General features: G+C 46.4%; 28 protein-coding genes, 6 tRNA genes and 4 pseudogenes. 17 read left to right on the forward strand and 21 right to left on the reverse strand.

All coding sequences use genetic code 11. From position 1 onward, the window contains the following. The first annotated feature begins 137 nt into the window (after positions 1–137). The gene (locus tag C7N83_RS01185; protein WP_106740024.1) at positions 138–524 is read left to right on the forward strand and encodes a hypothetical protein; all 387 of its coding nucleotides are present in this window, start codon (positions 138–140) and stop codon (positions 522–524) included. A gap of 45 nt (positions 525–569) precedes the next feature. Here the strand turns inward: C7N83_RS01185 and C7N83_RS01190 are convergent, their stop codons facing one another. Beyond that, positions 570–974, reverse strand: a complete 405-nt coding sequence (locus tag C7N83_RS01190) for a type II toxin-antitoxin system VapC family toxin (RefSeq protein WP_003759582.1) — start codon at positions 972–974, stop codon at positions 570–572. Beyond that, the gene (locus C7N83_RS01195) at positions 971–1258 is read right to left on the reverse strand and encodes an AbrB/MazE/SpoVT family DNA-binding domain-containing protein (protein ID WP_106740026.1); all 288 of its coding nucleotides are present in this window, start codon (positions 1256–1258) and stop codon (positions 971–973) included. Before C7N83_RS01195 ends, C7N83_RS01190 begins: the two co-directional genes overlap by 4 nt. 263 nt (positions 1259–1521) lie before the next feature. On the opposite strand from C7N83_RS01195, the gene C7N83_RS01200 reads away from it, so the two are divergent. Beyond that, on the forward strand, positions 1522–1761 hold the full coding sequence (locus C7N83_RS01200) for a hypothetical protein (RefSeq protein ID WP_106740028.1): 240 nt from the start codon (positions 1522–1524) through the stop codon (positions 1759–1761). A 3-nt stretch (positions 1762–1764) separates the two neighbouring features. On the opposite strand, the gene C7N83_RS01205 is transcribed toward C7N83_RS01200, so the two are convergent. Both C7N83_RS01205 and C7N83_RS01210 read right to left on the reverse strand, forming a co-directional pair. Further along, entirely contained in the window at positions 1765–2532 is a 768-nt protein-coding gene (locus tag C7N83_RS01205; RefSeq protein WP_106740029.1) for a hypothetical protein, read from the reverse strand. Positions 2533–2538: 6 nt separating this feature from the next. Continuing rightward, positions 2539–2724: a Cro/CI family transcriptional regulator gene (locus C7N83_RS01210; protein ID WP_003759576.1), complete on the reverse strand. Its 186-nt coding sequence runs from the start codon at positions 2722–2724 to the stop codon at positions 2539–2541. 104 nt (positions 2725–2828) lie between these two features. Here C7N83_RS01210 and C7N83_RS01215 point away from each other — a divergent pair, with 104 nt between their 5' ends. From C7N83_RS01215 to C7N83_RS01230, 4 genes are all read left to right on the forward strand, one after another. Beyond that, positions 2829–3485: a LexA family protein gene (locus C7N83_RS01215; protein WP_245911083.1), complete on the forward strand. Its 657-nt coding sequence runs from the start codon at positions 2829–2831 to the stop codon at positions 3483–3485. 646 nt (positions 3486–4131) lie between these two features. Beyond that, positions 4132–4428, forward strand: coding sequence for a hypothetical protein (locus C7N83_RS01220; protein WP_106740032.1), 297 nt, complete (start codon positions 4132–4134; stop codon positions 4426–4428). 5 nt (positions 4429–4433) lie between these two features. Next, positions 4434–4808, forward strand: coding sequence for a hypothetical protein (locus tag C7N83_RS01225; protein WP_106740034.1), 375 nt, complete (start codon positions 4434–4436; stop codon positions 4806–4808). Between the two features lie 331 nt (positions 4809–5139). Further along, a complete protein-coding gene (locus tag C7N83_RS01230; RefSeq protein ID WP_170064755.1) occupies positions 5140–5418 on the forward strand; it encodes a hypothetical protein in 279 nt (92 codons plus the stop codon). Between the two features lie 3 nt (positions 5419–5421). Here the strand turns inward: C7N83_RS01230 and C7N83_RS01235 are convergent, their stop codons facing one another. Continuing rightward, positions 5422–5796, reverse strand: a complete 375-nt coding sequence (locus tag C7N83_RS01235; RefSeq protein ID WP_106740037.1) for a hypothetical protein — start codon at positions 5794–5796, stop codon at positions 5422–5424. A gap of 186 nt (positions 5797–5982) precedes the next feature. On the opposite strand from C7N83_RS01235, the gene C7N83_RS14440 reads away from it, so the two are divergent. The 8 genes from C7N83_RS14440 (at position 5983) to C7N83_RS01270 (ending at position 9996) form a co-directional block, all read left to right on the forward strand. Beyond that, the gene (locus tag C7N83_RS14440) at positions 5983–6150 is read left to right on the forward strand and encodes a hypothetical protein (protein ID WP_019271420.1); all 168 of its coding nucleotides are present in this window, start codon (positions 5983–5985) and stop codon (positions 6148–6150) included. Positions 6151–6278: 128 nt separating this feature from the next. Continuing rightward, positions 6279–6830 carry a TrbM/KikA/MpfK family conjugal transfer protein gene (locus C7N83_RS01240; protein ID WP_106740039.1) on the forward strand — a complete coding sequence of 184 codons (552 nt, stop codon included), beginning with the start codon at positions 6279–6281 and terminating at the stop codon, positions 6828–6830. Between the two features lie 224 nt (positions 6831–7054). Next, complete coding sequence (locus C7N83_RS01245) at positions 7055–7819, forward strand: P-loop NTPase family protein (RefSeq protein WP_106740041.1); 765 nt, start codon at positions 7055–7057, stop codon at positions 7817–7819. Next, the gene (locus tag C7N83_RS01250; protein ID WP_245911084.1) at positions 7797–8255 is read left to right on the forward strand and encodes a hypothetical protein; all 459 of its coding nucleotides are present in this window, start codon (positions 7797–7799) and stop codon (positions 8253–8255) included. Before C7N83_RS01245 ends, C7N83_RS01250 begins: the two co-directional genes overlap by 23 nt. A gap of 1 nt (position 8256) precedes the next feature. Continuing rightward, entirely contained in the window at positions 8257–8487 is a 231-nt protein-coding gene (locus C7N83_RS01255; RefSeq protein WP_106740042.1) for a hypothetical protein, read from the forward strand. Beyond that, complete coding sequence (locus C7N83_RS01260) at positions 8481–8744, forward strand: hypothetical protein (RefSeq protein ID WP_009311191.1); 264 nt, start codon at positions 8481–8483, stop codon at positions 8742–8744. Before C7N83_RS01255 ends, C7N83_RS01260 begins: the two co-directional genes overlap by 7 nt. Next, positions 8741–9070: an excisionase family DNA-binding protein gene (locus C7N83_RS01265; protein ID WP_094105974.1), complete on the forward strand. Its 330-nt coding sequence runs from the start codon at positions 8741–8743 to the stop codon at positions 9068–9070. Before C7N83_RS01260 ends, C7N83_RS01265 begins: the two co-directional genes overlap by 4 nt. Next, the gene (locus C7N83_RS01270) at positions 8953–9996 is read left to right on the forward strand and encodes a tyrosine-type recombinase/integrase (protein WP_146135068.1); all 1044 of its coding nucleotides are present in this window, start codon (positions 8953–8955) and stop codon (positions 9994–9996) included. Before C7N83_RS01265 ends, C7N83_RS01270 begins: the two co-directional genes overlap by 118 nt. Before the next feature lie 35 nt (positions 9997–10031). On the opposite strand, the gene C7N83_RS01275 is transcribed toward C7N83_RS01270, so the two are convergent. The 16 genes and pseudogenes from C7N83_RS01275 to C7N83_RS01365 form a co-directional block, all read right to left on the reverse strand. Beyond that, positions 10032–10121: transfer RNA gene (locus C7N83_RS01275), tRNA-Leu, on the reverse strand. 31 nt (positions 10122–10152) lie between these two features. Then, positions 10153–10226, reverse strand: a tRNA-Cys gene (locus tag C7N83_RS01280). Positions 10227–10265: 39 nt separating this feature from the next. Next, a tRNA-Gly gene (locus C7N83_RS01285) sits at positions 10266–10341 on the reverse strand. A 28-nt stretch (positions 10342–10369) separates the two neighbouring features. After that, positions 10370–10445, reverse strand: a tRNA-Gly gene (locus tag C7N83_RS01290). Positions 10446–10473: 28 nt separating this feature from the next. Beyond that, positions 10474–10549: transfer RNA gene (locus C7N83_RS01295), tRNA-Gly, on the reverse strand. A 17-nt stretch (positions 10550–10566) separates the two neighbouring features. After that, positions 10567–10642, reverse strand: a tRNA-Gly gene (locus C7N83_RS01300). A 90-nt stretch (positions 10643–10732) separates the two neighbouring features. After that, a complete protein-coding gene (gene pgsA / locus C7N83_RS01305) occupies positions 10733–11305 on the reverse strand; it encodes a CDP-diacylglycerol--glycerol-3-phosphate 3-phosphatidyltransferase (RefSeq protein ID WP_106740046.1) in 573 nt (190 codons plus the stop codon). Between the two features lie 136 nt (positions 11306–11441). Then, the gene (locus tag C7N83_RS15605; protein WP_245911085.1) at positions 11442–12515 is read right to left on the reverse strand and encodes a DUF2062 domain-containing protein; all 1074 of its coding nucleotides are present in this window, start codon (positions 12513–12515) and stop codon (positions 11442–11444) included. A gap of 177 nt (positions 12516–12692) precedes the next feature. After that, complete coding sequence (locus C7N83_RS01320) at positions 12693–13244, reverse strand: FixH family protein (RefSeq protein ID WP_106740049.1); 552 nt, start codon at positions 13242–13244, stop codon at positions 12693–12695. A gap of 1 nt (position 13245) precedes the next feature. Further along, the gene (ccoG, locus tag C7N83_RS01325) at positions 13246–14781 is read right to left on the reverse strand and encodes a cytochrome c oxidase accessory protein CcoG (protein WP_106740050.1); all 1536 of its coding nucleotides are present in this window, start codon (positions 14779–14781) and stop codon (positions 13246–13248) included. Between the two features lie 16 nt (positions 14782–14797). Beyond that, positions 14798–15488: pseudogene (locus tag C7N83_RS01330) on the reverse strand (IS1595 family transposase). A 204-nt stretch (positions 15489–15692) separates the two neighbouring features. Further along, positions 15693–16763 carry a 3-isopropylmalate dehydrogenase gene (leuB, locus tag C7N83_RS01335; RefSeq protein WP_106740052.1) on the reverse strand — a complete coding sequence of 357 codons (1071 nt, stop codon included), beginning with the start codon at positions 16761–16763 and terminating at the stop codon, positions 15693–15695. Positions 16764–17142: 379 nt separating this feature from the next. After that, positions 17143–17766, reverse strand: a pseudogene (locus C7N83_RS01340) (IS1595 family transposase). 582 nt (positions 17767–18348) lie between these two features. Continuing rightward, positions 18349–18729, reverse strand: a complete 381-nt coding sequence (locus tag C7N83_RS01355; RefSeq protein ID WP_146135067.1) for a ferredoxin reductase domain-containing protein — start codon at positions 18727–18729, stop codon at positions 18349–18351. Positions 18730–18755: 26 nt separating this feature from the next. After that, positions 18756–19211 carry an FAD-binding oxidoreductase gene (locus C7N83_RS01360; protein WP_106740057.1) on the reverse strand — a complete coding sequence of 152 codons (456 nt, stop codon included), beginning with the start codon at positions 19209–19211 and terminating at the stop codon, positions 18756–18758. 5 nt (positions 19212–19216) lie between these two features. Further along, positions 19217–19400, reverse strand: a pseudogene (locus tag C7N83_RS01365) (VOC family protein); the annotation flags it as partial. Positions 19401–19619: 219 nt separating this feature from the next. Here C7N83_RS01365 and C7N83_RS01370 point away from each other — a divergent pair. The 3 genes and pseudogenes from C7N83_RS01370 to C7N83_RS01380 all read left to right on the forward strand — a co-directional run. After that, positions 19620–21161, forward strand: a complete 1542-nt coding sequence (locus C7N83_RS01370; protein ID WP_106740059.1) for a Re/Si-specific NAD(P)(+) transhydrogenase subunit alpha — start codon at positions 19620–19622, stop codon at positions 21159–21161. Between the two features lie 11 nt (positions 21162–21172). Beyond that, positions 21173–22558, forward strand: coding sequence for a Re/Si-specific NAD(P)(+) transhydrogenase subunit beta (pntB, locus tag C7N83_RS01375; protein WP_106740061.1), 1386 nt, complete (start codon positions 21173–21175; stop codon positions 22556–22558). A gap of 162 nt (positions 22559–22720) precedes the next feature. Next, positions 22721–23014, forward strand: a pseudogene (locus C7N83_RS01380) (transposase); the annotation flags it as partial. Positions 23015–23259: the final 245 nt, after the last annotated feature.

The following is a 23259-nucleotide window of genomic DNA, read 5'->3' on the forward strand; positions in this document are numbered from 1 at the left end:
ATTATTTGACATACTAATTATATAAATAATGATTATTTATAATTTATTTAGTATATTTTGGATTAAGAATATTGATTTTTGGAATAAATATGTATATATTGACACTTATATGTGAATATAAATGAATAGATACGTATATGAGTGATTTAGAAGACTTCGTGAAGAATAATGCCCCGTCAGGCAAAAAATCCAAACTTGATGCCTTTGCCGGAGAGATTTTCACATTAAAAAACTTGGGTTACTCAGAAAAAGATATTCTGAGATTCCTGCTTGAAAAAAAAGGAATGACAGTAAGCCAGCCAACTTTGAACAGGTTTATCCGTAGCCATACCGGTAAAACTGTCGCCTCACCCGAAATAAATCATCAATCTATTAATGATTCCGTACAAGTCAGAAACAGACAGGCCAGCACTGTTACTCAGACAGATCCTGACCAAAAACAAACTAACTCTGAAATATCGGGACGTCCAATCATCGGCAAGTTTGACTTGAACCGTAAAATTGACGTTGATGAACTGATGTAAAAAAGCCGTCTGATTCACTCAGACGGCTGTACCAACAATAACGAATTATTTAATCTGCTCGACTACCAAGCCCTTACTTTCAAGCAAAACTGCTGCCTTACGGTCAAAAGTAACGAAACACGATGCTCCCATCATGCGTCCCAAAAACTCGTTGACTCCGTCGGCAAAGTCGCCATTGTCTTCCATAATGGCAAACCCCGCTCCCAGCTCGTCCTCCTGAATAACCAAATTGGGGATAGATTCGGAAAAACTGCGAAGTTGTTGCAAAACAAGGTTTTTTTCCATTTTATAACTACGGGTCAAAACCCATACGCATTCTAAAAATACCGTGGTTGGCACAATCACACTATCAGCACTTTCCAGTAATTCCAATGCCTTATCTCTTTGTACCAAATCGTCATCAACGAACAACCGTACCAAAACATTGGTATCAATAGCAATCTGCCTCATTTGAGTTTCAATCCTTCAGAACCTGCCGCTGCCCCAGCATCGGCAATAGCTTCGTTCAGCTCGTCAATGGATAGATGGACATCATGCGGATTGCCTAAACAACCGGCGAAATCCCTAAATGATTTGTGAGATACAGTATTCTTTTTTTCTGCCCGTATCCGCAGCTCGCCGTTAGGCAGTTTGCTGACATGGATTCTGTCTCCGGCAGTAATGCCCAAATGCAGCAAAAACTCTTTTTTCAGCGTAACCTGATTTTTAGCGGTTAATCTCAAAGCCGTTCCCATGATTAATCTCCATCAAACAAAGTAAGGTAACTTTACCTTACTTTGTATCTCGTCTCAACCCATTTATCCACAAAACCTGTACATATCCCTCCCTCAAAAACGCTCTATATCCTCCCAAACGTCAATATCCATCTGTATCAGCCATAAATTGCACAAAAAACAATCAGGCGGCCGCCTGTAATATTTTTTGATAGTGGTCTGTGATCGTGGTCTTTGTATAAAGGTCGTCTTATGGGGACAAAGTTCTCTGTCCTCAAAAGCCAATGTTCTTTGATCAATATGTACAAACACAGTATTTTCAATTACTTATTTCAAACAAAAAAGCTGATTTTTATCATCTGATTTGGGTAATAATAGGAAGATGGGATGGAAAAACAGGTGGACATATCCCAATCTGCGCCGAAAAACAGGCAAAAAAGCCTTTCAGACGACCTTTCCGGCTTCAAAGGGCGCAAAAAAAGCTGCCGGAGCAGCATTTGGGCGTGGCGGTGCCAACAGCCTGATGATTACTGTTTTTTCCTAAAGAGGTTTTTGAGATTTTGGCGATCGGGATTATCGGGATTCCGCTGCCCACCAGTATCAGGGGGCGGATGGGAGGATTGTTTGATTTGCTCTTCATACTCAGCCCGCGCTTTGCGCGTGGCCGCCTCGGATGTGGACGGCGCGGGGATATTGGAGGAACGGTCAGATGGATAGAAGCCCGCCCAACCGTTCAGAATCGATTTCTGCATCACGACATCGAGGTCGTAGTTTTTGTTTTTGAGGTCTTTGAGCTGGTTGAGCAGGTTTTTTTTCTGCTTGATATTGAGGGGCTTGCCTTTTTCGGCACGCATCTTTAAAAAGTCATTCCAAAGTGTGAGGTTAATCCACTTCTCAAGGCGGAAATTGTCGGTATCGATATGATAACGGCTGTCGAATTGCGGCACTGCCTCGCCTTTAACTAGATAGCAAAGCTCCAATAAACGCTCTTTGTTGAGCTGCCAGTGCATTCTGCCGTGTACGCCTGCGCGTCGGCATTGGATCACGCCTTTGCCCAATAAAAATTCCCGCGCTTTTTCGTAGCCGCGACGGGTTAAGCCCAACTCAGCGAGCAACTGGACAGCGGTCTTGTAAAACCAACCCTGACGCTTCGGCTCTTTATCGGCCAAGTCGCTCCACCAAAACAGCCCCGTCAACAATGTCGCCGCATGGATATTAGAGCCGCACAAAAGCCCGAACTCGCGATAAACCACGAAGTCCGTTGTAATGTGATGGCGGATGTCAGCGGTGAGCATGGTTATTTATTTTCTCTTGTTGTAAAGAGAAGGATTGACTTTCAATTTTCCATTTGTGATTTTCTCAATCCTATATGCTTGTTTTTCGGGAATAATATCCTTCCATTGAGTGACTGCTGAAGGGCTAACATCCAAGTGCTGAGCGGTAGCACTTTTAGAGCCGAAGAATTTTAGGACATCTGCTTTCAACATAATTTTTACCTGTCATTTTAAGTATTCTTAAATTATAAGTGTGAAGAAAACTTAAAGCAAGATGGGTTAAGATAACTTAAATACTTCTCAAGCAGGCTAATATCGTGAATAAGACAATCGGACAACGGATTCGGCAAAAAAGGAAAGAGTTCAAATGGACTCAACAAGAACTGGCGAAGAAGCTCAAAGATATTTCCCACGTGGCAATTTCCCAGTGGGAATCAAATACGACTAAGCCTAATGCAGAAAATTTATACGAGCTATCTCAAGTACTCGGTTGCGATTTAGGCTGGCTTTTAAAAGGTGAAGGCGAAGATACAAACACCAATGTAGTTTTTATAGAGGATTCAAACAATCGGAAAATTCCCGTTTTGGATGTTGCTCAAATAGAAAATTGGAATCTGCGGATACCAATACCCAATCCAATAAAAGGAGCTTATCTTATGAGTAATATCCATGACCCCAACAAATGCTTCGCATTGAAAATTTCCGGTGATTCAATGAATCCAGATTTTGTAGAAGGAGATTTGATCGTCGTTGATATAGAACAAAAGCCTGAACCTGGTGAATTTGTAGTTGCTCGCATTGATAAGGATGTCGTCTTCAGAAAATATCAAGTAGTAAGTTCTGTGAACGGAGAACCCGAATGTTTTTCTCTTTCTCCATTAAATCGGGACTTTCCACCGTTCTCTTCTTCACGTCACACCATTGAAATTATTGGTACCATGATTGAACATCGCATTTTTCGAAGGAAGCGATAAAAAGTCTAATTCTCCCAATAAAAGGTCGTCTGAGTTATCAGATGACCTTTTATTTTATATATAAAACAAAGACATGGGTAAGCCCAATTACAAAAAATAAAGATATCTTAAATTTCAGCTTGCTTAATTATTTAAGTTATCTTAAAATTAGATTCATCGAAATTAAACGCTCTTTAAATCTTTGGAACGAAGCAACCGGCCTTCGGAGTTTTTTCGGAGTATAAACCCCGAAAAAACAGGCGTAGAAAAGGCGATCGAGCCTTTGGGTTAGAACAAACGGTTGCTGGCAGCTTTCAACCTGCCAAAAAAAAATGCCGCGCATCCGGGTAGCCTGATGAGAGGGTCCGGTAACAGGCGGCAAGTTGGACGTATTTTTTAATCGGGACGTACTCCCGATGCAGCAGCGATAATCTGCGGACAAGCTGCAAAATACATTTGGTTTTTCTTTTCCCCCGCCGTGAGCGGGTATTTATCGGAAAAATCCGATAGGGCGTATGCCCAAATGTTCAGACGGCTCTACCCGTCTTTAAACATGTATCCAAATCCAAGCCCACTTGTGCAAGAAGTGGGTTTCCGTTTGGGTTCATTCGAAATAATAATAAAGTTTATTATTTCAAATAGTTTATTATAGTTCAAAGGCGAAGTTATGACAAATATGACAAAAGATGAAATTAAAGCCCTGCAAATCAAAGCAGCAGAAATCAGTGATCATTTTGAAAAACGTTCGGCGGTTTATGTGCGATCGGGACAGGAAATTTTTGAGGCAAACCGTGAGAATCACGATGACGCATTCGTCACATCGTGCATCGCAAATGACTACTGGTGGAAGTTTGAGTGGTATCTGAAGGGCAGTGATCTTTGGAAAGACAGCGATTTTGACGATATTGATGAGGTGGCGGCGGAGTTTGAGGGGCGGTTTGCGGAATTTTTTCGGGAAGGTTGAGAACGATGGCGCTAATACTTAGTTTGTTATTTAATGATTATGGCCTTCCTAGTGGTAAGGCTTGGATATTTTTCACGATTATAATTTGCATAATCGCTGTTTTTTCAATGGTTTTTGATGAATCCGCTGATGGCCTACGCTCGTATCTTATTTCAGGCTGCGGTTTTGCCTTGTATTTAGCTTTATTTTTTTCTCTTGTTGCAATAAACCAATATGAGCATATACCTATCAGTGGTACGGATATTCAAAAGACCAATTTGAAAAGATGTACAGCTGGGAGAATCATTACACTCGAAAACATCGAAGATATTATGACTGACTGCCAAAACCGTGATCGGGAGCTGAAATTTAGGGCAAAAATTGAATCATTAGATAAGTAAATCCTCTTTGGAATAATCAGATTTTGTTCTTCAGGTCGTTAGAAGTTTCAGACGACCTTTTCTACCGCCTAGCTACACAAAAGGCGGCGGGCAACTCAGCGGCTCGAGAGAAAGGAAGACTGAGCGGTTCCGATACCGTCCGTGTGTGATGTTGTGTGAACAAACACTTCGCCCGTGAACAACCATCAGTAACGGGAGGGTAAAAATCGGCGGTATGGTATTTATCACACCCTGCCGTATTGAGCGACGCCCTGATAAGGCTGACTACCGGCAACAGGTCGGGGAGCAGGTGGAAACCCTGCATTTCAGCCTGTTTTTACGGAGAAGCGAAATGAAGCAAGAAAACGATACCTTAGTCCGACTGAAGGCAAACATAGATGCCAAACTGCGCCATGCAGTGGAATACCGCCGCGATCAGGAAGAACGTGAAATGCTGGAGCGCATGATTTCACAGGGCGTGATTCCCCAAGACGATTACAGCAAGGAAGAACGGAAACTGCTGGTTAAAGCGTTCTTCGCCAGTATTTTCGGGCAGAAACAGGTTTCCATCGAGGGGGCAACACAAGAGGTTGAAGCTGTATTGAGGGAAATTTTAAAGGCTAGAGGATAAACATTATTTTATCGAACTCTTGAGGCTTCTCGTGTCGTACGTATCGCCGCAAGCATCAATCAAACGCTGCCAAAAACGGGAAGAAACAGAAAGATTGGTTTTGCTGTCAACTGCTGTTTTCAAAAGTGAATGCAGTTCCTGTTCTGCCATATCCAACAATTCTCCTTTGTCCTCTTTTATGGCTCGAAACAATAAAACCGATAAAAGAAGGGAATGTTCTAACAGTTTATCTGTCCCATTTATCCTAACATTTTCGCGCATATCCCATTTAAAGGACAATTCGCTTACATCCCTGGACAGGCTGTCAACTTCATCGTTTAAATATTCAAGTTGCTGATTGATGGCATCCAAGATTGAAGGTGGTTTTGGCGATCTCATGGATTTACCTTTTTTTGATAAAGTTGGTTGTAGGAGACCTGACTATATCAAACGTCCTGCCTGACGTTAAGGGCTGACTACCGGCAACAGGTCGGGGAGCAGGTGGAAGCCCTGCAATTAAATTCTGAGGTCGTCTGAAAACGTTTCAGACGGCCTTCAATTTATCTAAAAGCGAAAGGAAGCAACATGAAAAAACTCCGCAAGCCCGTCAAACAAATTGTGATTGGCACTTACGAAAGCATGAAGGCTGCATCCAAGCAGGTTGACCTGTTGATGCGTGGTAATAGTGATTTATGCGTGAATATCGTTCAGGACGGTCGCAAATTTCAGGTTCGAACGGTTGCTTGGCAATAAAAAAGCCGCTTTCTTTCAAAGGCGGCTTTGGGAGAATTGGATAATCTCGTAGGGGTACGCAGATTATCCTTTTTTTCATCCATTATTTCAATACCCGCTGTTCGGCGGAAATTTAAAAAGGTGTGTGTATGAATAAATCTTTGGGTTTGCTGGCGGCCGCCATGCTGGGGGCTGCTCCTGCGGCTTATGCCGACGATGTGCTGACGGGTGATACTCGCTTGGCGTGTGAAGCGATTTTGTGTCTGTCGTCAGGCGACCGTCCAAGCGAGTGTACCGCTTCGATTAAGCGGTATTTTTCGATCCGGCATAAAAAGTTGGGGGATACTCTCAAAGCACGTCGGAACTTTTTAAAGATGTGTCCGGCAAGTTCTGAAAATCGGGAAATGGCTGGATTAGTAGATGCCATCGCGGAAGGTGCCGGTCGTTGTGATGCAAAAGAGTTGAATCGAATGATGCGTTACTCGGCATGGGAAGAGGTTTGCGAACAGAAAACCTATAACCGTCTTGGCCGAAACTACACCAAACAGGAAAACTGTAAGTTGGTAAAAAAATTCCGTGTCCGTCCCGATAAACCGCAATACTGCAAAGCATATTTTGAACATGGTTTGACAACCACTGGCGACAAAGTGCGTTATGTAGGCGAAGAGAAAACCGATGGTCGTTGGGTAGATGTTCGATAAACGTCTGAAAACCAACGAAACATCTGGTCCGATTTTTCCTCCTGTGTTCGGGCAAACCCTTTCCTGATGTCCGACACGTTTGTTCCCTGCGGGTTTTCCTTCCCGCGGGGCTTTTTACAGATCAAAGACCGTATAACAGGCGGGTTTTGATGTGTGAGAAATCCTAATAGCCGCGACTGCGGTATTTTTTTATGACGAAAAAACAATCAGGAAAGGTTGGAACAATGAAAGAAGTGAATTTGATAGTGCAGAGCAAAGGCGGCTGCGGAAAAACGTTTTGTTGTGCTTCATACGCACAATATGTGGCGGCAAAGGCTGCCAATCAGGTCGAAGTTCATTGCTACGATACCGACACGAGCAACCGTACACTGAGCCGATACAAGCCATTGAATGTCCATGTTATCAATATTCTGACACGGGACAACAACGTGGATATTCGTAATTTTGACGGACTGGTTGAGCAGTTTTTGGAAAAAGACGGTATAGGCATTGTCGATACCGGTTCCAACACTTTTATTCCACTGATGTCGTATATCGCTGAAAACAACATCGCCGAACTGCTTCGAGAATCAGGTGTGCGCCTGATTCTTCATGTGCCGATTGAAGGCGGACAGGCGCAGGTTGACTGCATCGAAAGTTTGGGACGGATTTTGAACGACGTCGACGCTGAAGTAGTAGTTTGGCTGAACGAGTTCCACGGCGCAGTGGAGAATGCTGGCAAACCGTTCGAACAGTTCGGTGTTTACCAAAAACACAAAGACCGCATTATCGGTATTGTGCGTGTGGAAAAACGTAATCCCGACACGTACGGCAAAGACATTGAACAAATGACCAAACTGCATCTGACTTTTGACGAGGTGGATGCTACGACAGAAATGACGTTTATGCCCAAACAACGACTCCGGAACGTGAAGCGCGATATTTTCGCCAAACTGGAAAGCCTGCCGGTGATGGCAAATGCTTTGAATGGTGGGGAAGATGGAAAATAAGGCGTCTGAAGTTATTGCCGAAGTGTTCCGACACTCCGGAACAAGGCTGACGGAAGACGATCCAATCGTCGTGATGTTGCTAATGCAGGAACAGTCTATCCGTCAAGCCTTTGACACCTTTGCGGAGCAGCAAGCGGAAGAGAGGCTGGCATTTTTGGAGGAGCTGGAAGTCCGTGAAGGCAACATCACCGCTGCCGCCTCCAAGCTGGAAAAGTACCGGGAACAACTGCTGGCAGAGCTGGCGCAATATGCCAATGGACAGATTGCCGAGTCCGAACAAAAAATCTATGGTTCGGTATCCCAACGTATCGCCCGTGATACGGAAGAAGCCAACGGACGGCTGGTCAAAAGGCTGGAACGACTGGTCGTCTGTACTGTGGCGGCAGCTTTGGCAGTGTTGCTGATAGTGGGATGGTTTTTTTGGAGAGGAGGTTGATGTGGATGAGAAAAGTTACAAGACCCTGCTTGCAAAGCCGCCAGAAGGAATCGGCAGTTGGCCGTTGGTTTTAATTATCGAATTTAAAGATGCCGTTTACGAGGCAAACATTGCCCTGAGTCGTTCGAGCTCTGCCAACGGCTGGCGGCAAACGTTTGCTGAAAAAGCTGAAAAAGTATGCGGTTTTTACCGACTCCAAAACGAAATAGAAAAAAGGAAGCACCAATGCTGATTGACAAAAAAAATCCCGTCAGTACGGTAAAGATACCTTCCATTGTAGTTCCGGCAGAGGAAGATTATCCACATTACCGGCTGATACCGGTGCAGACGGAAGCAGGCAACGATATGTGCCTGCTTTTTTATGTCAATGAAGAATACTATCTGATGCTCGAACCGCGCATCAAACGCTATTTGGCACTCAGAAAACTGGAACAGTTGACCGAAACTGCACCGTTTAAAGTATTCGAAGTGATGCGGGAGGCAGAATGAGTAAAACCTACACCGTGGAAGAGGCAGCAGAATACTGCAAATGCCACGCCGAAACCATCCGACAATACATCCGTAAAGGCATGCTCGAGGCCAGCCGACCTGGCCGCCGTTATTGTATTACCCAAGCCGCACTTGACGTTTTTCTGATGCGAAAAGAAAATGAACAAGTGCAGGCTTCGCTCGAACACAGGAGTAAAGCAAAATGCCGATCTACTTACGAAACGGCGTTTACTACGTCGATATTAGAACAGAAAGCGGCCGCAGAATTAGACAGTCTGTTGGAACCAAAAACAAAAAGGAAGCGCAAAAGCTTCATGATAAATTAACATACGAGTTATGGCAGCACGAACATTTTGACGAAAAACCGAAACGGCTGTGGGAGGAGGCCGCAGTCAGGTGGATTAAAGAAAAATCCGATAAAAAAAGTATCAAAGACGACATCTGCCGCTTGCGGATGTTGCCGAAATTGCGCGGAGTCTATCTACATCATTTGAGCCGTGATTTCATTATGGATGTGGTGGACAGACTGCCTTGTAGCAACAGTACCAAAAACCGTTATATTGCTTTGATACGGTCTATTTTGTACAAAGCTCAAAACGAATGGGGTTGGATTGACAAAGTTCCAAAGCTGAAGCTGAAAAAAGAGGCAGAAAAGCGTATTCGTTGGTTGAAACCTGAAGAAGCGGAGCGGCTAATCAACGCATTGCCGGACGATCATTGGCGTGCAATTGCCAAATTCAGTTTCTGTACAGGGCTACGGCAACGTAACGTGTTTGGTTTACGATGGGAACAAGTCGATTTAGACCGTAAGACGGCTTGGATCTACCCCGATGAAGCCAAAGCAGGCAGACCGATTGGTGTGCCGCTAAACGATGTTGCGATACGGGTCTTATCGGAACGAATGGGAATACACAAAACTTATGTGTTCACCAATCGAGAAAACAAACCCATAACGGCATTGTCGAGCAGAATGTGGAAACGCACGTTGGAAAGGGCGGGCATTTCTAATTTCAGATGGCACGACATCCGGCACACGTGGGCAAGCTGGCTAGTCCAGCGCGGAGTACCTCTAGTTGCTCTAAAAGAAATGGGAGGGTGGGAACGGTTAGATATGGTTATGCGTTACGCACATTTAGCGACTGACCATCTGATAGCCCATGCCGAAGTTTTGGATGACCTTGAAAATTTTGGACACAAATTGGGCACAAAGCAAAAAGACAGCCTGAATTATAAGCTGTCTTTTGGTAATTGATCATCTTAGATTATTCAATAAATTCATAGATTTATTGGTGCCCGGAGCCGGAATCGAACCGGCACGGCCGGTTTAGGGCCGACGGATTTTAAGTCCGTTGTGTCTACCTATTTCACCACCCGGGCAATAGGTTTATCAGAATAAAACTATTGGAAGTGGAGGCGGGAGTCGGAATCGAACCGGCGTAGACGGATTTGCAATCCGCTGCATAACCACTTTGCTATCCCGCCAATAAAAAAGCTGTACTATTTCAAACAACTTTGTTATTTTGGAGCGGGAAACGAGTCTCGAACTCGCGACCTCAACCTTGGCAAGGTTGCGCTCTACCAACTGAGCTATTCCCGCATTCGGTGTCACATTTAACGATAAACTTTGGAGCGGGAAACGAGTCTCGAACTCGCGACCTCAACCTTGGCAAGGTTGCGCTCTACCAACTGAGCTATTCCCGCATTCGGTGTCATATTTAACGATAAACTTTGGAGCGGGAAACGAGTCTCGAACTCGCGACCTCAACCTTGGCAAGGTTGCGCTCTACCAACTGAGCTATTCCCGCGTTTGATTAAATTTGAATGGAGCGGGAAACGAGTCTCGAACTCGCGACCTCAACCTTGGCAAGGTTGCGCTCTACCAACTGAGCTATTCCCGCTCAAATTTAATCCAATTGTTACGTGTTGTAACAAAGAAGACGTCATTATTATGGATTTGCTTCCAATCGTCAAGCGGTTTGTGCTGTTTTTTAACTTTTTTGCCTCATGTCTTTCCATGCCATTTTCAGATAATAGAACATCGAACAAATGGTGAGTACGGATGCGATAAACATCAACATGTTACCAATCATGATTAAGTCGAGGCCGTGAAAATTGGGCGAACCGGTTAAGAGCAATAAGATAGCGGCCATTTGTGCGGTCGTTTTCAATTTTCCGATGGTTGCCACGGCCACGCTGCTACGCCGTCCCATTTGTGCCATCCATTCGCGCAGTGCGGAAATGGTGATTTCGCGCCCGATGATGATCATGGCGAAAATGACGTAAGTGCGGTCGAGACTAATGAGCAGGAGCAGGGCAACGGCGACCATCAGTTTGTCGGCAACGGGATCAAGAAATGCACCGAAATCGGAGGTCTGCTTCCATAGCCGCGCGAGAAAGCCGTCAAACCAGTCAGTGACGGCGGCTGCGGCAAAAATAATGGCCGCTGTCCAGTTGACGGTTTGCGGGTCTATCCAGCTTTCCGGCAGATAAAAGAGTATGGTAAACACCGGAATAAGCAAAACGCGCATCCAAGTGAGAAGAATGGGAATATTCCAAGGCATTTGGGCGACCTTTTCAGTAGGTAGGGTAATGGTGGTTCGCTTGATATTAAATTGGTTATTATAGCGAATTTCATCCGCTACCGATAATATATGAGGGTAAAATTTCCGTCATGGGTGGATGGGTGGAAAGACGGATTTAAACCAGATTGAAACGGCGGTAGCGGGGAAGCAGGTTGCGTTGTAAGGGATTGTATAAAAACGGCTGTAAAGCCGTCTGAAAATCAGGTAGGTGTTGGGTATGGGCGTTGTGCGGCAAATAACGAGCGGCGAAGTAATGGGCGATTAAGTCGGCTTGTTGCTCCATATTCAAATTACTGAAATGCGCAATGGTGTGTGGTGGCGGATACATATAGGCTTTGCGGCGCACATAGCCGCCTACTGCCATCAGCAATATGCCTGCCCACCATATTTTGAAGCCGAGCTGATATTGCCATACATGGGTTAGCTCGTGAATCAGCCACATTTGATAATTCTGTCCGGCTAAAGTAAAATCGGCCGGACAGTTTTGACGTGGGAAAAAGACATGACCGTTCGGTGCGACGGCTACGTTGATGTTGGGCAGATAAGGAATGCCGCAATAGATTTTGACACGAGCATAATCAATGCTGTCTGAAAAAACACGGCGTGCCAAGTTGATTTCGTTTGCCGTCAAACGCCGCCAATGTTTACTCACGCGCTTCTTTTTGTTTTCGCCAATAATACTGGGTACGCAACCGCCAGCGACCAAAACAGCGACATAGCCAATCACCGCCAAAATCGAGTCCAAAACTGGCACACTGGCCAACAAAGGTTTGCCGGCATCTGAAATCCAGGTATCGAGTTTACTGAAAAATTGTGCAACAGACCAGCTTGGAAATTCCAGTTTATCTGCTGCTTCTACGCCTAAAATCAGAGAGCTGATTTTGTAGGCAGCATAATAGAGCGGCATATTATAGGTGACGGGGTTGGTGTATAACGTGCTGAAGACGGCCAGGGGCAGGTTGGTGCGTAGGAAATAGGCGGTGATGAGTGCACTGAGCATTTGGGTGAGGCCGGGTATTAAGCCGCAAAATATACCGACGGCAACAGATACCGCAGCTTGTCGGCGGTTGAGTGTCCAAAAATAAGGCTTGCCGAACAGCAGTGCAAAAGGTTTGCTCCAGCGCGAAGCAAAAATCTGGCGGCGGTTGGGCAATTTGTGGCGTAAACCGTGGGGCTTGGATTGGTTCATGGATAGGAATCGGAGTGAAACATAACAGGCAGTATGGTGGGTTGTGTCTGGCTTTCAAAGTGGAGGCCGTCTGAAAGAATAATCGATTAAAGATTGAACGGCAAAACACACTTTCCGGATTGCAGGCAATAGAAGGCCGTCTGAACATTGACAATCTGATTCAGACGGCCTTGGATTTTATCGGGTGTTACCAGTGCCGAATAATTTATCCATCGGCGTCAGATTGATGGCATTGCCTTGGCTGGTAATCCATTTGTCTTCGACTCGCCAGATACCGGCAACATCGGCCACGCGCACATACCAGTGATTGGTTGCCGGTAAGGGCTTGAACACGGCATCGTATTCCATGCGCCCGATTGAGCCATTGGTATCAACGGCTTTTAGTGTGATGGTTTGGTCTTCCGCTTTTTTGGCAGGATGCAGCAATTGCAGGTTGACCGGCTGCTTAGTGTCGAAATCGCCGCTAACAAAGACTTTTGCTTTATCCATATCGGGGCTGATTAACACCTGTGCCTGAATATGGCGTTTGACTGCTTCTTCGTCGCGGTGCAGTTCGATTTCGATGTGTTTGCCGTCCTTGTAGTAATCGTCTGATACCAAATCAGTCATGTTTTGCTTGGCCACAAAAAACATCGACACACTGGCAATCACAACAAATATCGGGCCGACCATCAAAAACCAAGGCCAGAAATTTTGATACCAAGGTTGTGCATTCTTTTTTGGGGGCATATTATTCTCCGATAAAGGTTGCTTCTTCTTCAATCACCACTTTATCCGCATCAGACTTGTCTGATTCTTGGTAGGTGAAGGTAAACTCAATAGGATGGCTGCCTTTGTCGGCATATTCCGGAATGGTGGCTACTTGTACCGGAATAGTGACGGTTTCGCGCGCAGGCAGTTTCAAGCCTTCTTCCGGGAAACCGGTCAAAACGATTTCTTCAAAGCCTTTTACACGGGCAGTCAGGACTTGGTCGTATTCGCTGTTGTTGATGATGCGTAAATTATACGCATTTTCCAGCCAGCCTTGCGTGTTTTCGCGAACCATGACGCCACGGTCTTTCAAAATGTCAACTTCAACCATTTTACGGGTAGAAATACCGGTGATAAAGGCAATAACTGCCACTGCCAACACCGCACCGTAACCGGCTGCGCGCGGGCGCTTTAAACGTTTTTTGATGTCGGATTCGGGATAGTCGTGTTCCAGCGCGCCTTCGGTGGTGTAGCGGATCAGGCCGCGCGGATAGCTCATTTTATTCATGATTTCATTACAAGCATCAATGCAGGCCGCGCAACCGATACATTGGTATTGTAAGCCGTCGCGGATGTCAATGCCGACCGGACATACTTGCACACACATATTACAGTTGATGCAGTCGCCCAACGGGGTGTCTTCGCGGGAAATGCTTTTCTTACGTGCGCCACGCGGTTCGCCGCGTTCGTAGTCGTAGGAAATGATCAGCGTATCTTTATCAAACATCGCACTTTGGAAGCGAGCGTAAGGACACATGTGCAGACACACTTTTTCACGCATGATGTGCGCCATGAAGAATGTCATAAAGCCGTAGAATGCCGCGGCAAACATGGCGCCACCGCCGGCCAAGCCATTAAACAATGCCGGAACAAATTCTCGAATCGGATTGAACCATCCGGCGAAGGTAATGCCCGTCCATGCGCAGAACAGGAAAATCAGCAGGTATTTGGTGGCTTTGATGCGGATTTTGGTAAAATTCCAAGACGATTTTTCCAGCTTCAAACGTTTGTTGCGGTCGCCTTCGACCAAGTTGTCAATCCACAGCATGATTTCGGTATAAACCGTTTGCGGGCACGAATAACCGCACCACAAGCGGCCTGCAATGGTTGTCCACCAAAACAGGCCGAATGCGCAAATCATCAACAGCAGCGCCAGGTAAATTAGGTCGCCCATGCCCAATGACAAGCTGAAGATATAGAAATGGCGGTCAGGAATATTAAACAATACTGCCTGACGGTCGAGCCAGTTAAACCACGGCACAATATAAAACACAAATTGCGTGGCCAATACTGCCGCAATACGCAGATTGGCAAAGCGGCCTTCGGCTTTTTTCGGATGGATGCGTTCGTCCAATGGATGAATTTGAATCGCGGCAGATTTCGGCTTGCCCGGTTTGGGCGGAACCGATTTTTCAGGTTTAGCTTGGACTTCACTGTCTTTTTGAGACCCGGCTCCAGGTTTGGCAGTATAATGTTCGGGTTCGGCGGCCGGTGTTGGTTTTTCTTCGGCAGACATAGGTTGTTCCTTAATATCAATATAAATATATTCTTAGAGGTTTAGGAAGCAAAAAACATAAAATCAGGTTATTTCGAAATATCTTTATTAATATTTTACCCAAATTTTCATGATGGTGGTTAAACCTAAATTCTGTTTCTTTTAAATGCAGATAAGCATATCTCTAGAAATACCATAGAATTTAGACAGGAGTCCTTTGACGGAAATATTCGATACCGTTAATATGTTGCTTCCTGAGGGTAAACTCATCGGCATCATGGTGGACACGGCAATGCTTCTCGTAGCCCATATCTACAAAGACCATCATTATGCCTTCCGGCCATCAGTGTCGATTCCGCCGTCGGCAGAAATGTGGCTGCATATTCATTTTGGTTAACAGAGCTTTTGGCGCATCAGGAACAATCCCGCTATTAAAACAACGCTGTTACGCTTCAATATTCTTGAAGACAAATCGGAAAGTAAAATGGTTTTACCCGAAACACTGCGCCTACGCCTATCCCTGATGCGCCGTACACCTAAGGCCCGTCTGATTCGACAATGCCGGACAGGGGCAGATTTGGTCCGCATAAGGATTTAATCCTGGGCCTGATTTTCAGGCAGACAGGATGGATACTGCGGATACTGATGACGGTCATGTTGGAGGTATCGGAAACAGTTAACTCAAGCGCGCAACAGCGGATTATTACGCTGAATTTCAGTTCTGAAATTTTGCTGAACTTTTGATAATTACTTTTTTAATTTAATAATCAGGAACTTATCATATTTTTTGGTGATTCCTCTCCTTAGCCCTCTATATATTGTTAGAGAACATCTTAACGTAGGTAATGCGAATAAATGTTTTCTGATGGTTGATTCTCTATTTAACCGGCATTGATAATCGCTGATGATATTAATGATTTTTTCAGACGGCCTTATAATACGGCCAAAACAGCATTACCCATTTCCGAGCAAGAAACCAGTTTGGTCCCTTCTTCGAAAATGTCGCCGGTGCGGAAGCCTTGTTTCAAAACGGTTTGTACGGCTTGTTCGATTTGTTGCGCACGCGCTTCGTCGTTCAGGCTGTATCGCACCAGCATTGCCAACGACAAAATGGTGGCGAGTGGGTTGGCCTTGTTTTGACCAGCGATGTCGGGCGCGGAACCGTGTGAGGGTTCGTAGAGGCCTTTGCCGGTTTCGTTTAGTGAGGCGGAGGGCAGCATACCGATGGAGCCGGTGAGCATGGAGGCTTGGTCGCTCAGGATGTCGCCGAAGATGTTACCGGTGGCAATCACGTCAAACTGCTTGGGCGCGCGTACGAGCTGCATGGCGGCGTTGTCGACATACATGTGGCTGAGTTCGACATCAGGGTATTCCTGCGCCACGGCGTTGAAAATTTCTTTCCACAATTCGGTGGTTTCCAATACATTGGCTTTATCGACCGAGCAGACTTTTTTATTGCGTTTTTGTGCCGCTTGGAAGGCGATGCGGGCGATGCGTCGGATTTCGCTCTCGCTGTATTTCATGGTATTGAAACCTTCGCGTTCACCGTTTTTCAAGGTGCGGATTCCGCGCGGTTCGCCAAAGTATATATCACCGGTGAGTTCGCGAACAATCAGAATATCCAAACCAGCAACCGCTTCAGGCTTCAAGGTTGAAGCATTGGCCAATTCGGGATACAAAATGGCAGGGCGCAGGTTGGCAAATAAATTCAGGTCTTTGCGAATTGCCAACAAGCCGCGTTCGGGGCGCAAAGTGCGTTCGAGCGTATCATATTCTGGACTGCCGACCGCACCGAGCAATACGGCATCGGCTTGACGGCACAGGTTTTGAGTGAATTCCGGATAGGGCGAACCGTATTTGTCGTAAGCTTCACCACCCAAAGGCGCGTATTCGTAAGCAGCATCCAAGCCTTGTTTGATCAGTTTGTCTAACACGCGAACGGCTTGGCCGATAATTTCAGGGCCGATGCCGTCGCCGCGGAGGATGACGATTTGTTGGGTCATTTTTGATTTCCTTTAAGAATCAGAGTAGAAAAAATCATTGATGATATAACTATTCGGAAATATCCAATATTCGGAAATATCCAAATTAATCAGCTGGTAAGAAAGAATACTCAACCATTTTGTATGGTTTCAATGGTAACAGCAGAAACATTTGCGCCTATTCATCTGCGTTGTAATTTTTCTTCGGCTAAAAGGGTGCTGCCGCTGCTTGCAAAACAATCAATATAATCGAATCAAGCAATGAAGATTGAGCAATAATCATTTCTAATATTTCCGCATTTTTTAGCCGGGTAGTATTGCGGGTTTTTATAATGGCAGATGTCTTGTAGTTTTTTGTCCTGATGCTCGTCTGCATATTTTTTTTAGGGACTGACGCAGATTAGCCCCAAACACCACACCATTGCCGCAACATTTCAAGCTGCCCGGACGGTGTGCCAAAGTCAAAGCGGAACCCGCATCCTTTCAAGGACATCAGGAAAGATTTACAGCCAACCCCATTGTATTTGCGCAAGACGTACCTAGCCCGGTTCCAACAATTTCCAATGCCGCCGATAGGGTTTTGACAGTCTGCAAAAAACCGTGAACGGTTGATACGCTGATGCGCGAACCTGCCCGCATCAAGCACGCCACAGCCCCTGTCACTACCGGCATAAACAATGCTGTCAGGTGTTATTGTCTGTTTGATAACAGGAAATAACGTATCCTTTCCGTTATCCCCCAAAACGGCGGTACCAACCTTTCCCTGCTGCCGCGCGTCCGCGTTTGCCCTTACGCCGACTGCCGAAACAACCTCCGTCCGGCCCGGTGGGGCCTCTGAAAACCCCGCCGGCTTCCTGTGCCAAATGACAGGCTGTCACCCGGCGGGTTTTGCGGTAGGACAACATAGCCCAACCGGGCCGGATACCCAAAATATCAGCGGCTGCACGGGCAGTGACTTCCGGTACAAAAAATTGAAGAAGTTTTCTTTGGGCATCTTTGTGAATTTACAATTGGTTATCTTTATTTTTGCAGTCTGATATGACTGATAATCTACTTCAATCCTTTTTTTAATATGCAGTACCCTGTTTTTTAGCTACTTGATTAGACTTTGATCGTCCAATAAATCTAATTCTTTAGGTTTACGACGCCGATACTTGCTTGAGGGAGGGAGTTGTCCACGCCATGCTTTTTCAGTTTTGCCGTTTAGCGTTTCTCTGGGAGCATGGGTTGGAATGGTATTATACCTGTGGCTGTCCGAATCAGTTTTTTTAAACAAGGTTTCTTTATTCTGCATCTAACACTTTTTGGGATGATGAAACCCAACATTCCGTACCGGTGTAATCGTGAACATTTAAATGCCTCTATTGATTGGTATTGATACAAATTACGGTATAGGGTAGAAAATACTTTTCAAAAGTTAAAGCGATTCCGTGCGATTGCGACACGATTTGACCGTTTAAAGCAGCATTATGAAGAATCGGTCGAGCCGGCCTGCATTATGCTGTGGCTGCTATTAGGACAAGTGTTTGATACTGGAATATTATAACTTTAATTTAAGATTAAAAGAATGAAAATGCTTTCATTGATTTTTGATAAACCGCAGCATTCAGGCGGCTTCAGTAAAATCTTCCGAATAAAATAAACCTTTAGGTAATCCACATTGTGTGGTCAGTAATGCAAATGCCTCTTCAACCATGGCGGGGGCGCAGCAGGCATAGATTTCATGGCCGCCCAAATCAGGATAATCGCGAGCCGCAGTGTTTTGCACACAGCCACTTTCACCTTGCCATCCCGGAGGCGGTGAAGTCAATACCGGTGTAAAGTGCGCATTGTTCAGACGGCGTAAGTAGTCTTGTGTTTCAATCAAGGCATACAAATCGTCTTGTTTGCATGCACCCCAATATAAATGCACGTTACGGCTGCTTTTTTGGCGGACAAGTTCGGCCAGCATGCTGCGTATTGGCGAAAAACCTGTACCGGTAGCCAAGAAAATGATGGGTTTCGCACTGTTTTTTACAGGCCGAATATCCCGAATGTGCCTTTAATGCGTACAACCCCTTTTCCCTTTAAGGCAGGTGGCTGATTGAAAATCATATTGCTGCAGGCATTTTGTTCACGCCGGCGGATATGTAGTTCTAAAAAGCCGATTTGGCCGGGTGTGTCGGCAATCGGATAGCTGCGCGTGATGTTGCCTGGCAACAGTAAATCAATGCATTGTCCGGCAGAGAACGGAAATGCCGATGCTTTGGGCAAACCCAAATGCAACACTGCTACATTGTGCTGAATGAGTACAGGGAGGAAAGGTTTTCGCCGCTTGTGGGATGGATTGTAGCCGTTGATGTGAATATCGGGATGGCTTTGAGCCATATGCAGCACAACAAAATTTTGCCCTGTGCTTTTTCCTGAGCCGATAAGGCTTTCGCCGAATGTTTGTTCATGATAATTTCGCCACCAAATCGTAGCTTTCATTCACCCCAGTTATAAGTCAGATCCAAAACGGTGTTTTCGGCTTCGTTGCCGTAACCGACGAAAGCCAAAGAGAATTTTCCTTCGGGATAATCGTGTTGGCGCAAGAACTGCATACCCAAAACACTCTGATAATAAAGCAAGTGATTTTTCCAGATTGCCAACGCGCAGTATGGTGTGGAGCATTCGCATGACGTATTCCTTTTGTTGGTTTAACACTATTTTAAGATGGCAATTTAAAAGGTATCTATCGCCCACCCTCCTTCCAAAGCATTTTTCGGACTATGCCCAGTTGGAATTAATATATTAAGAAACAGAATTTTTCATTGTGTTTCGCGCAAAAATTAGTTATAAAGTATCGTTTAAGATTCATTTACATAAGTTTGATTAACTAACTTAAAGGACGAAGACATGAGGATTGGTATTCCTAAAGAGTCTCTGGCCGGTGAAACCCGCGTGGCCTGTACGCCTGTGACTGTTTCCCAATTGCAGAAGCTGGGGTTTGAAGTCGTGGTAGAACACAATGCCGGACTGGCTGCCAGTTTGGACGATACCGCCTATGAAGCCGCCGGTGCTACCGTTGCCGACATGGAAACCGTATGGCAAAGCCCGTTGATTTATAAAGTCAACGCACCGACGGAAACAGAAACAGGCCGTCTGAACGCCGGACAAACCTTGGTCAGCTTCATTTGGCCTGCTCAAAACCCTGAGCTGGTGCAGCTCTTGAGCGATAAAAAGGTCAATGTGCTGGCGATGGACATGGTACCACGCATTTCCCGCGCTCAAGCCTTGGATGCGCTCTCTTCCATGGCCAATATTTCCGGCTACCGCGCCGTGATTGAAGCAGCCAATGCCTTTGGCCGTTTCTTTACCGGCCAGATTACCGCCGCGGGCAAAGTGCCGCCGGCGCAAGTGTTGATAATTGGTGCAGGCGTGGCCGGTTTGGCCGCCATCGGCACAGCCAATTCATTGGGAGCCATTGTTAAAGCATTCGATACTCGCTTGGAAGTGGTCGAGCAAATCGAATCGATGGGTGGTCGATTTCTGAAACTCGACTTCCCGCAAGAAACAGGCGGCAGCGGCGACGGCTATGCCAAAACAATGAGCGAGGAATTTATCGCGGCGGAAATGAAACTGTTTGCCGAGCAGGCCAAAGACGTCGACATCATCATCACCACTGCCGCGATTCCTGGCAAACCGGCACCGAAGCTGATTACCGCCGTGATGGTGGAATCAATGAAAGCAGGGTCGGTAATTGTCGATTTGGCGGCAGCCGCCGGCGGCAACTGCGAATTGACTAAACCCGGCGAATTGTTCGTCACCGACAACGGCGTGAAAATTATCGGCTACACGGATATGGCCAACCGTTTGGCCGGCCAGTCTTCGCAGCTGTATGCAACCAATCTGGTCAACCTGTCGAAACTGTTGCGCCCGAATAAAGACGGTGAAATCACGCTGGATTTTGACGATGTGATTATCCGCAACATGACCGTAACCCGAGACGGCGAAATCACATTCCCGCCGCCGGCCATTCAGGTGTCTGCACAACCGCAAGCTACGCCGTCTGAAAAAGCCGCGCCAGTGGCGAAATCCGAACCGAAACTGGTACTGCTGTGGAAAAAACTCACCCCTGCTGTGATTGCTGCCATTATGATTCTGTGGATTGGTGCGGTTGCTCCGGCCGAATTTCTGAACCACTTTATCGTGTTCGTTTTGGCCTGTGTGATTGGCTATTACGTGGTATGGAACGTGTCACACTCGCTGCATACGCCGCTGATGTCGGTAACCAACGCGATTTCCGGCATCATCGTGGTCGGCGCACTGCTGCAAATCGGGCAGGGACACGGTTTTGTTTCGCTGCTGGCGTTTATTGCCATCTTGATTGCCAGCATTAATATTTTCGGCGGTTTTTATGTAACCCGCCGTATGTTGAACATGTTCCGTAAAGGTTAAGGAGGCACGATATGTCTTTAGGTTTGGTAACTGCGGCCTACATCGTCGCCGCAATTTTGTTTATTTTCGCTCTGGCCGGTTTGTCCAAGCAGGAAACGGCCAAGCAGGGCTGCTATTCCGGCATGATCGGTATGGCGATTGCTTTGTTTGCCACTATTTTCAGCGAACAATCTTCCGGTTTTTTCTGGGTAGTGTTGGCGATGGCAGCCGGTGCGGCCATCGGTATTCACAAAGCGGAAAAAGTCGGGATGACCGAAATGCCTGAGCTGATTGCTTTGTTGCACAGCTTCGTCGGTTTGGCAGCAGTATTGGTCGGCTTCAACAGCTTTATTTATCCGGGTGATGTGCCGTCTGAAATGCACACCATTCATTTGGTGGAAGTGTTCTTGGGGGTATTCATCGGTGCCGTCACATTCACCGGCTCTATTGTCGCCTTCGGCAAACTCAACGGAAAAATCAGCAGCAAACCGCTGCAACTGCCTGCCAAGCATAAATTGAACCTGGCTGCTTTGGTGGTGTCGTTCATCTTGCTTTTGATCTTTGTTTCTGCCGGCGGCAGCTGGTTTGCCCTCATTCTGATGACCTTGATTGCTTTGGTTTTCGGCTGGCACTTGGTGGCTTCCATCGGCGGTGCAGATATGCCTGTGGTGGTGTCTATGCTGAACTCATATTCAGGCTGGGCAGCAGCAGCAGCAGGCTTTATGTTGGCTAATGATTTGCTGATTGTCACCGGCGCACTGGTCGGTTCCAGTGGCGCGATTCTGTCTTACATCATGTGTAAAGCCATGAACCGTTCGTTTATCTCCGTGATTGCCGGCGGTTTCGGTTCAGACGGCACGGCAGTCGCTGCAGGCGGCGATGAAGTAGGCAAATACCGCGAAACCGATGCGGCAGGCGTCGCTGCCATGCTGAAAGACGCTTCCAGCGTAATCATTACTCCGGGCTACGGTATGGCGGTAGCACAGGCGCAATATCCAGTGGCGGAAATCACCGAACGCTTGCGTCAAAACGGCACGCAGGTGCGCTTCGGCATCCACCCTGTGGCAGGCCGTCTGCCAGGTCACATGAATGTGTTGCTGGCTGAGGCGAAAGTACCTTACGACATCGTATTGGAAATGGATGAAATCAATGACGATTTCACCGAAACCGATGTGGTGTTGGTCATTGGTGCCAACGACACCGTCAACCCTGCCGCGCAGACCGACCCGAATTCACCGATTGCCGGTATGCCGGTGCTGGAAGTGTGGAACGCCAAAGAAGTAGTGGTATTCAAACGCTCAATGAACACCGGCTATGCAGGTGTGCAAAACCCGCTCTTCTTCAATGAAAACAGTGTGATGTGTTTCGGTGATGCGAAGAAAACCGTCGATGACATTTTGGCCGAACTAAAAAAATAAACAGAAATAAACTTGAGGCCGTCTGAAAAGTTTCAGACGGCCTCAATTACATAGAATAACAAACGATATAGAAGTAAGAACCATCAGGTTGTCTTAATTATTTAATTCGGTACTGTTCAAAAATCTGTGTCAATCCCCTACCCCCCATAAAGGAGAAGACACATGACCAAACCCTCATTTGATTTCGAAACCGCACTCAGGCAACTTCAGTCCGGACAGGTACTGACCGGTAAAGACGGCCCCCTTACTCCGCCCATCAAACAACCGGCCGAGGCCGCATTGGAAGCCGAAGCCGGACAATACCTCGAACAAAAGCAGTTGCAGCCCGGCCGGCGTAACGGCCACAGCAAAAAAACCGTCAAAACCGGTTCCGGCAGTTTCGGGTTGGAAACACCCCGCGACCGCAACGGCAGTTTCGAACCGCAAACCGTCAAGAAAAACCAAACCCGCCTTACTCGGCATGAGTGATCGCGACATCCAAAGCCATATTGCCGGCCGGTTGATACCCGAACTTTGATTTCAAATGTTTCAGACGGCCTTTAGGAACATAGTCCCGGACCTTTGCAAAAAAACAGATTTGAGCGTAGTCCGAAGTTAGAGCACAGAAAACGCAGACATATTATTACAAAGATAGGCAACGCATCACCCAAAAATGCACCAAAGACAGGGATTTTACAAAGATCCCGGGGCGTCTGAAAAAA

It is taken from the genome of Neisseria iguanae, from assembly GCF_003013245.1.
Taxonomy (GTDB): Bacteria; Pseudomonadota; Gammaproteobacteria; order Burkholderiales; family Neisseriaceae; genus Neisseria; species Neisseria iguanae.